Here is an 8113-nt window from a genome sequence, read left to right as displayed (position 1 = left end):
GGGTAGGGCGGCTAGCGCCCCAATGTGGCATTGGGTGCATGCGACGCACCCAATGTGGCGTTCGGTGCGTCAGACGCACCCAATGCCACATTGGGGCGCATCCCGGAGCGCTGGGCGGGCGGGCCGTGAAGGGCTCCTTGAGGGAATCTAAGTCCGTGAAGGGGCCCCTCACGGAACTCCGAGGGTCGTGAGGGGAACCCTGAGGGACTCAGAGTCCGTGAAGGTGGCCCTCACGGACGCGCCGGAGGCACAACGTAGAAAGAGCCGCCCCGCGCGGTGGCGGGACGGCTCCTTGAGAGGTTGTGCGGGGTCAGTGCTTGGGGGCGGGGCCCGCTTGGTCGCTCAGCATGCGCAGGGCGTTGACCAGGCCGCCGGTCAGGTCGCCTTCCTTGAAGGAGGCCACCATGCTCGCCACGGCCAGGTTCGCGCCTCGGTCGGGTAGGCGCGAGTGGGCGCGTTCGCCGGTGACGATCTCGATCGCACGCTGCGCGGGCGAGACGCCCAGCAGGACCGCGTTCGCCGGGTCGTCGGTGGCGGCGTGCAGCTTTTCCGCACCGGCGCGGGTGTCTTCGCCAAGGTCGCCAAGGTAAATGCTGAAGCCGAGGCCGGTTTCGCGGGTCGCGAAGGTCAGGGCCTCGTCCAGGCGCGCGAGCTGCTGCACCGTGAACGGGCTCGTCGGGGCCGCGGGCTCGTACATCTTCGCCGCCGACAGCCTGCCGCTGTTGGTGATGACCTCGCCGAAGGCCAGGTCCTTCTCCGCGACCGCGGTCTGGGTCACTTCACCACTTGCCACGAGCGCCTCCTGCGGCCGTCGAAGCGCCCGCGGGCGCCGCATTCACGTCAACCGCCGGGCCGTGGCCGGCTCCTACGCCGTCCGGGTTGGCGGTCCACCACATCGCGGGGTACTCCCACGGCTGCCCCGGCCGGTACCGCGGCGTCCCCGAGAACTTCTTCCGCAAGGTCGCGGCGCCGACCACGAAGTAAATGGCCCCGGGGATGACCGCGTAGACCAGGATCGTCTCGACAACGTTCACGCCGGTGAGCGTATCGGATGCCTTCCGGGGCCACCGCGCGACACCGCGACCGGCGGCGACCGTTCGTCGTCGCTGAGGCGCCGTCCGCCGCTTGGCCCGCCCCCGCTGGAACGTTGGGGCGAAGGGCGGCGGGCCGAAAGATGGCAACTCGCCGTACAGGCGGCCGTACCGGGCGATACCGGCTTGTCCGAACCTTGAAATCCTCGTAGCTTTTTCACCTGTACGGGCCTTGCGCCCGCCTCCCCAGCCCCAGCCCGTTACGCACCGGTCCCAGGAGGACACCTCATGCAGAGCGTCCAGACCCCCGCTCAGGCGATCACCGAGACCATTTCGTCACCCAGCGAGACCGGATTCGTGCCCGGAACGCGGGTCACGTCCGGCACCAGGGTTACGCGCGGCACTCGGGTCACCCGCGGAACCCGGGTCACCGCGGGCACTCGCGTGACAATGGGTACCCGGGTCACCATGGGAACTCGAGTCACCAGGGGCACCCGCGTTACCCGCGGGACCCGCGTCACGGCAAGCACTCGCGGGACTCGCGTCACGGCAGGCACGCGGGTCACCTGCGGCACTCGGGTCACGATGGGCACTCGGGTCACGATGGGCACTCGGGTCACGCGCGGCACCCGGGTCACCGCCGGAACCCGCGTCACCATGGGCACTCGCGTCACCATGGGCACTCGCGTCACCCGCGGTACTCGCGTCACGCGCGGCACCCGGGTCACGATGGGCACGCGGGTCACCTGCCAGGCCGACTACAGCCTCGCCGCCTGAGCAAACAGGCGCAGCAAGCACCGCCCAGCACCGGATCAGGGACGTCGAGCACGATCCATCGGCTCGCCCCGGCCGCCGCACAGGCAGCCGGGGCGCCGACGTGTCCGGGTCCGGGAGCCTAGGCCGCCGACCCGAGATACGGCCGCCACAGCGGATCGGCCTCTTTGGAATGCGCCAGCAGCCGCCAGTGCGGGCCGTGCGGGGCGCGCGGCACCACGCGCAGCCGCCAGCCGATCTCCGACAGGAGGCGGTCGGCCTTGCGGTGGTTGCACTTCGCGCAGCAGGCGACGCAGTTGGTCCAGCTGTGCGGACCGCCCTTGCTGCGCGGGACGACGTGGTCGATCGTCTCGGCCCGGCCGCCGCAGTAGGCGCAGCGATGCCGGTCCCGGTGCATCAGCCCGGCCCGGGTGAGCGGCACCTGCGCCCGGTAGGGCACCCGCACGTACGTGCTGAGCCGGATCACCGAAGGAACGGGCAGCGACACCGTCGCGGCGTGCAGTTCGACGCCTCCCGGATCGCCGTGCACGACCTCCGCCTTGCCGCACATGACGAGCACCACCGCACGCCGCATGGGCACCGCGGTCAGCGGCTCGAAAGTGGCGTTGAGCAGGAGGACCCGGCGCCGCCCCCACGCCGGGGCGACCGGATCGCGGGCTCTACGCTGTCCGGGCGGACGGGAAGCTCCCCCTGGACGGGTCCCCGGCCCGGACGGGACGGAGCCGCCGGATGCGGACCCTCCCGGGCAGGCACGCAGGATCGCCTCCGGCGGCAGCTCGGCCATGGCTTGGCCGGCGCCGCCGAGGGGGACGGGTTGTCGGTCTGGCACTCGACCACCTCCACCGGTGCAGGCATAGTCGACCACACATCAGGGCCCCGGCGCACGCGTGTTCTGTGACGTGTCACATACCCGCGACCCGGCGGCCACCCGCCGACCGCCTGCGCGCCGCCGGGACAACGAACCGAGAAAGGACTGTCTCCACCAGTGAATGCCGTGCTCAGCGCTCCACCCGCCTGCATCTCCGAGACCGGGACGTGGTGCGCCCAGGTCTATTCGGTCACGCACAACGAGTGGCTCGCCGCGTCGGCGGGCTGGCTCCTCACGAAGCCGCTGAAGATCGTCCTGATCCTCGTCATCGCCTTCCTGGTGCGATATCTCACCAAGCGGCTGATCGACCGGGTCACCACGCTTCCGGCCTCGGGCAGCGGCGGCAAGATCCCCACGCTGTTGAGACCGCTGCGCGAACGCGCGCCGGACATGCTCGGCACGGCGGTGACCGAGCGCCGCAGGCAGCGCGCCAAGACGATCGGCTCGGTGCTGAAGTCCGGCTCCACGTTCCTGATCTACGGCCTCGCGTTCATCCTCGTGCTGGGCGAACTGGGCATCGACCTGGCGCCGATCATCGCGTCCGCCGGGATCGTCGGCGTCGCGCTCGGGTTCGGCGCGCAGAACCTGGTCAAGGACTTCCTTTCCGGGATGTTCATGATGATCGAGGACCAGTACGGCGTCGGGGACGTCGTGGACATCGGCGAAGCGACCGGCACGGTCGAGGCGGTCGGCCTGCGCATTACCACGCTGCGCGACTTGAAGGGCACCGTCTGGTACGTCCGCAACGGCGAGGTGCTGCGCGTCGGCAACTCCAGCCAGGGCTTCGCCTACGCCGTGGTCGACGTCCCGCTGAGCTACTCCGCGGACGTGGACCGGGCGACCGAGGTGCTCAGCGGCGCGGCCACGAAGGCGGTCGAATCGGACGCGCTTTCGGCGAACGTGCTGGAGCCGCCGGAGCTGCTCGGCGTCGAACAGGTCACACCGGAGGGAATCGTGTTGCGCCTGACGGTCAAGGTGCGACCGGGCAAGCAGTGGGCGGTGCAGCGGAAGCTGCGCGGGCAGCTGCTCGGCGCGCTCGAGGAGGCCGGTTTCGAACCGCCGCTCGGCCGGTTGCTGTCGTCCATGCAGGACAAGCAGTCGGGCGCGCAGCGCAGCTGAGGCAGGGCAAGATGGAGGTGTGTCTGTGAGCGAGCCGGAACCGGCGAACCTGTACGAGGCGGTGGGCGGCGAACCGACCTTCCGCCGGATCATCAAGCGGTTCTACGAGGAAGTGGCCCGCGACGAGGTGCTGCGCCCGCTCTACCCGGAAGAGGACCTCGGCCCGGCGGAGGAGCGGTTCCGGCTGTTCCTCATCCAGTACTGGGGCGGTCCGCACACCTACTCCGACCAGCGCGGCCACCCCCGGCTGCGGATGCGGCACGCGCCGTTCAAGATCGGCCCGATCGAACGCGACGCGTGGCTGCGCTGCATCCGGATCGCGATCGACGAGGAGAACCTGCCCGAGCCGTACCTCAGCCAGCTGTGGGCGTACCTGGAAATGGCCGCGCACAGCATGATGAACAGCTTCGTCTGATGAGACGCCGGGTCGCGGGCAGGCGGCCGGACCGCCTTCCGCGGCCGTCGTGGTGGTCGGACGCGGTGTTCTACGAGATCTACGTGCGGTCGTTCGCCGATTCGGGCGAGGACGGCATCGGCGATCTCGAGGGCATCCGCAGCAAGCTCGGCTACCTGGAACTGCTGGGCGTCGACGCGCTGTGGCTGACGCCGTTCTACCCGTCGCCGATGGCCGACCACGGCTACGACGTGGCGGATCCGCGCGGCGTCGACCCGATGTTCGGCACCCTCGGCGACTTCGACGTGCTGCTCACCGAGGCGCACCGGCGCGGCATCCGGGTCACCGTGGACGTGGTGCCCAACCACACGAGCAACCAGCACGCGTGGTTCAAATCCGCGCTGGCCGCCGGTCCGGGCAGCCCGGAGCGGGAGCGCTACCACTTCCGCGACGGCCGCGGTCCCGGCGGAGCCGAGCCGCCCAACAACTGGGTCAGCGTGTTCGGCGGCCCGGCGTGGACGCGGGTGCCGGACGGGCAGTGGTACCTGCACCTGTTCGCGCCCCAGCAGCCGGACCTGAACTGGGCCAGCCCGGACGTCCGCGCCGACCTCGAACGCACCCTGCGGTTCTGGCTCGACAGGGGCGTCGACGGGTTCCGGATCGACGTCGCGCACGGGATGGCCAAGCCCGCCGGGCTGCCCGACATGGATCCCGACACGCCCGCGCACGGCGGCGGCGCGCCCGGCGATCCGCGCTTCGACGACGACGGCGTGCACGAGGCGCACCAGCTGATCCGCAAGGTGCTCGACGAGTACCCGGACGCGATGGCCGTCGGCGAGATCTGGGTGCAGGACGAGGAACGGCTGGCCCGCTACCTGCGGCCGGACGAACTTCATCTGGCGTTCAACTTCCGCCTGGTGCTCACGCATTTCGACGCGGACGCGATGCGCACGTCGATCGAGCGTTCGCTGGCGGTGCCGCGCGCGGCGGGCGCCCCGGCGACCTGGACGCTGTCCAACCACGACGTGTGGCGTGCGGCGAGCCGCTACGGCGGCGGCGCGGCCGGGGTCCGCCGGGCGCGCGCGATGGCGCTGGTGGAACTCGCCCTGCCCGGCGCGGTGTACCTGTACCAGGGCGAAGAGCTGGGCTTGCCGAACGCCGACCTGCCGCTGGAGGCGATGACCGACCCGCGCGCCCGCACCCAGGGCCCGGAGTTCAGCCGCGACGGCGAACGCGTGCCGCTGCCGTGGGAGGGCACGCTTCCGCCGTACGGCTTTTCGCGCACGGCGCAGACCTGGCTGCCGATGCCCGCGGACTGGGCTCCGCTGACGGTGGAACGGCAGCTCGAAGACCCGGAATCGACCCTGTCGCTGTACCGGCGCGCGGTGGAGCTGCGGAAACACCACCCGGCGTTCCGCGGCGGCAACGAGCTGCAGTGGTACGGCGCGCCCGCCGGGTGTTTCGCGTTCCGCCGCGGCCGGGGCGGGCTGATCTGCGCGCTGAACACCTCGGCCAGCTCGATCGCCCTGCCACCGGGCGAAGTGCTGCTGACCAGCAGCCCTCTCGTCGACGGCAGGCTCGCGCCGGACTCAGCTGCCTGGCTCGGGTAGCGCCCCCGCCCGCTGGTGGGCAGCGCTCCAGCGTGCGGGTCCGTGAGGGGAACCTTCACGGACTCTGAGTCCCTCAGGGTTCCCCTCACGACCTGCGCACAGGTCAGACTCGGGCACCCGCCTCCAGGCCGAGCATGGCGAGCAATCCCCGCAGGTCGTCGGCGTCGTGCGCGTGTTCGGCGACGGTGCGGGTGGCGTGTTCCTGCTGGACGCGCAGGTCCTGTTCGGCGGAGACCCGGGCGCGGGCGAATTCACTGGTTTCGGCGGACAGCGGACGTCGTTCCGAGCGCATGTCGCTCCTCGTCGAGGTGGAAGGGGCCACCGGCGGCTCCGTTCGGGGCGGATCCGCCGGGGACGGCGCCGGCTCGAACGCCGGCGCACGGTGAGACTTCTCGACGGTGCTGACGCTACTCCCCGCCCCGACCTGCCCGCGAGCCCGTCCCCGTCCGCGCGTCGCGGCGTCCACAGTGGACCCGCGGGGCGGCAGCCCTGGTGAGACCGGCTCCGGCGTGCTTTACTGACGACGGTCGTGTTTTGTGTTCGTGCGGTGGGTACGTCCCGCAGCCACGCTCGCAAGATGTAGCGGGCGTGGTGTTCTCTTTCGGAAGGCACTCCGTCGGTTGCCGGCCCGGGTGCCGAGGTGGCATCTGATGTTTAGTCCCGATGGAGATAGTTTTTATGACGCAAGGCACCGTGAAGTGGTTCAACGCCGAAAAGGGCTTCGGGTTCATCAGCCCGGACGACGGCAGCGCCGACGTCTTCGTGCACTACTCGGAGATCCAGGGCAACGGGTTCCGCAGCCTTGAGGAGAACGCGCGCGTGGAGTTCGAGGTCGGCCAGGGCCAGAAGGGCCCGCAGGCCACCGGCGTCCGCGCCATCTGAGTTCCGCTGGTGTTTCCCCTGGTGCGGAAGGCTTTCCGCACCAGGGGGACCCTCGCCGGAGCGGACTTTCCGCCCCCGGCAACCGATTTCGATCCACCCCCTGGTGCGCGCCGGTGAATTCACCCGGCCGCGCAAGGTCTTCCGCGTCCCGGGAACCCGGGCCGAAGATCACCCGTTGACCAGAGCAGGTCGCGACTGGCCTCGAGGCCCTCCCCTGCCTGGCCAGTTCGCAACGCACGGCGCATCCCCGTCCGGCGGCTCCCCCCTCGCCCCGGACAGCCGCCGCGGCACCGGCCTCGGCCCCGCAGAGCGCGGCGGCCGGACCAGCTCGACAGGAGCGTTACCCATCGACACCCAGAGCACCGTCCAGCATCCCCCGAAAACCCCGCAGCCCATGCTCGCCGGCCGCAAGACCGGCACCGAGGCCTTCCTGGTGAAGCTCTTCGCCGTCGTCCCCCTCGTCGCGGTCGCCGCCGCGGTGCCGCTGGCCTGGGGCTGGGGCCTCAGCTGGCTGGACGTCGGCCTCGCCGCCGCCTTCTACTGCGTCAGCGGCCTCGGCATCACCGTCGGCTTCCACCGCTACTTCACCCACGGCGCGTTCCGCGCCCGCCGCGGGCTGCGGATCGCGCTCGCCGTCGCGGGCAGCATGGCCATGCAGGGACCGGTGATCGACTGGGTCGCCGACCACCGCCGCCACCACGCGTACTCCGACCGCGACGGCGACCCGCATTCGCCGTGGCGCTTCGGCACCACGCCCGCCGCGCTCGCGAAGGGCTTCTGGCACGCGCACATGGGCTGGCTGTTCGGCCGCGACCGGACGAACCCGCGCCGCTTCGCCCCGGACCTGCTCGACGACGCCGACCTGAAGCGGATCGACCGGCTCTTCCCGGTGCTGACCCTCGCGACGCTGCTGGGGCCCGCGCTCCTGGGCGGGCTGATCACGATGACCTGGTGGGGCGCGCTGACCGCGTTCTTCTGGGCCGGCCTGGTCCGGGTCGCCGCACTGCACCACGTGACGTGGTCGGTCAACTCGCTGTGCCACCTGATCGGCGAGCGCCCGTTCGAGGCGCGCGACCGTTCGGCGAACTTCTGGCCGCTGGCGATCGCGTCCTTCGGCGAGTCCTGGCACAACTCCCACCACGCCGACCCGACCGGGGCCCGGCACGGCGTCGGCCGCGGCCAGCTCGACATCTCCGCGCGGCTGATCTGGATGTTCGAAAAGTTCCGCTGGGCCTCGCACGTGCGCTGGCCCCGGGCCGAACGGCTCGCCCGCAAACTCAAGACCGCCTAACCCTGCACCAGGAACCCGCCTGGCAGGGCGCGGTTCGCGGTCCGTGAGGGGAACCCTGAGGGACTCTGATTACCTCAGGGTTCCCCACACCGACCTGAGGGCAGCGGCGGGGTGTCAGGCGCAGCGGACCCCTTACACGAGCCG

General features: G+C 71.1%; 11 protein-coding genes. 6 read left to right on the top strand and 5 right to left on the bottom strand.

Annotated features, from left to right (window positions below; all coding sequences use genetic code 11):
* Positions 1-310: 310 nt before the first annotated feature.
* From ACFXI3_RS46745 to ACFXI3_RS46735, 3 genes are all read right to left on the bottom strand, one after another.
* The gene (locus ACFXI3_RS46745; protein WP_378408653.1) at positions 311-793 is read right to left on the bottom strand and encodes a DUF5130 family protein; all 483 of its coding nucleotides are present in this window, start codon (positions 791-793) and stop codon (positions 311-313) included.
* On the bottom strand, positions 780-1034 hold the full coding sequence (locus tag ACFXI3_RS46740; RefSeq protein ID WP_037814055.1) for a hypothetical protein: 255 nt from the start codon (positions 1032-1034) through the stop codon (positions 780-782). The genes ACFXI3_RS46745 and ACFXI3_RS46740 overlap by 14 nt, the downstream gene beginning before the upstream one ends.
* A gap of 308 nt (positions 1035-1342) precedes the next feature.
* On the bottom strand, positions 1343-1516 hold the full coding sequence (locus ACFXI3_RS46735) for a hypothetical protein (RefSeq protein WP_235146640.1): 174 nt from the start codon (positions 1514-1516) through the stop codon (positions 1343-1345).
* A gap of 100 nt (positions 1517-1616) precedes the next feature.
* Here ACFXI3_RS46735 and ACFXI3_RS46730 point away from each other — a divergent pair, with 100 nt between their 5' ends.
* Complete coding sequence (locus ACFXI3_RS46730; protein WP_344283353.1) at positions 1617-1808, top strand: hypothetical protein; 192 nt, start codon at positions 1617-1619, stop codon at positions 1806-1808.
* 118 nt (positions 1809-1926) lie between these two features.
* On the opposite strand, the gene ACFXI3_RS46725 is transcribed toward ACFXI3_RS46730, so the two are convergent.
* The gene (locus tag ACFXI3_RS46725; protein ID WP_050788293.1) at positions 1927-2379 is read right to left on the bottom strand and encodes an HNH endonuclease; all 453 of its coding nucleotides are present in this window, start codon (positions 2377-2379) and stop codon (positions 1927-1929) included.
* Between the two features lie 411 nt (positions 2380-2790).
* Between ACFXI3_RS46725 and ACFXI3_RS46720 the strand changes: the two genes are divergently transcribed.
* From ACFXI3_RS46720 to ACFXI3_RS46710, 3 genes are read left to right on the top strand one after another with little or no spacing between them, the layout of a single operon-like run.
* Complete coding sequence (locus ACFXI3_RS46720) at positions 2791-3792, top strand: mechanosensitive ion channel family protein (RefSeq protein WP_344283347.1); 1002 nt, start codon at positions 2791-2793, stop codon at positions 3790-3792.
* A gap of 19 nt (positions 3793-3811) precedes the next feature.
* Positions 3812-4207 (top strand): globin, encoded by a 396-nt coding sequence (locus tag ACFXI3_RS46715; RefSeq protein WP_116201571.1) that lies wholly within the window; start codon positions 3812-3814, stop codon positions 4205-4207.
* Positions 4207-5796 carry a glycoside hydrolase family 13 protein gene (locus ACFXI3_RS46710; protein ID WP_378408651.1) on the top strand — a complete coding sequence of 530 codons (1590 nt, stop codon included), beginning with the start codon at positions 4207-4209 and terminating at the stop codon, positions 5794-5796. Before ACFXI3_RS46715 ends, ACFXI3_RS46710 begins: the two co-directional genes overlap by 1 nt.
* Positions 5797-5899: 103 nt before the next feature.
* Here the strand turns inward: ACFXI3_RS46710 and ACFXI3_RS46705 are convergent, their stop codons facing one another.
* The gene (locus tag ACFXI3_RS46705) at positions 5900-6088 is read right to left on the bottom strand and encodes a hypothetical protein (protein WP_344283341.1); all 189 of its coding nucleotides are present in this window, start codon (positions 6086-6088) and stop codon (positions 5900-5902) included.
* 386 nt (positions 6089-6474) lie between these two features.
* Here ACFXI3_RS46705 and ACFXI3_RS46700 point away from each other — a divergent pair, with 386 nt between their 5' ends.
* Positions 6475-6678, top strand: a complete 204-nt coding sequence (locus ACFXI3_RS46700) for a cold-shock protein (protein WP_037814060.1) — start codon at positions 6475-6477, stop codon at positions 6676-6678.
* A 394-nt stretch (positions 6679-7072) separates the two neighbouring features.
* Positions 7073-7969, top strand: a complete 897-nt coding sequence (locus ACFXI3_RS46695) for an acyl-CoA desaturase (RefSeq protein WP_344283336.1) — start codon at positions 7073-7075, stop codon at positions 7967-7969.
* Positions 7970-8113 lie beyond the last annotated feature (144 nt).

It is taken from the genome of Amycolatopsis sp. NPDC059235 (genome assembly GCF_042754125.1).
Lineage (GTDB): Bacteria > Actinomycetota > Actinomycetes > Mycobacteriales > Pseudonocardiaceae > Amycolatopsis > Amycolatopsis albidoflava.
This window is presented reverse-complemented; position numbering and strand designations above follow the sequence as displayed.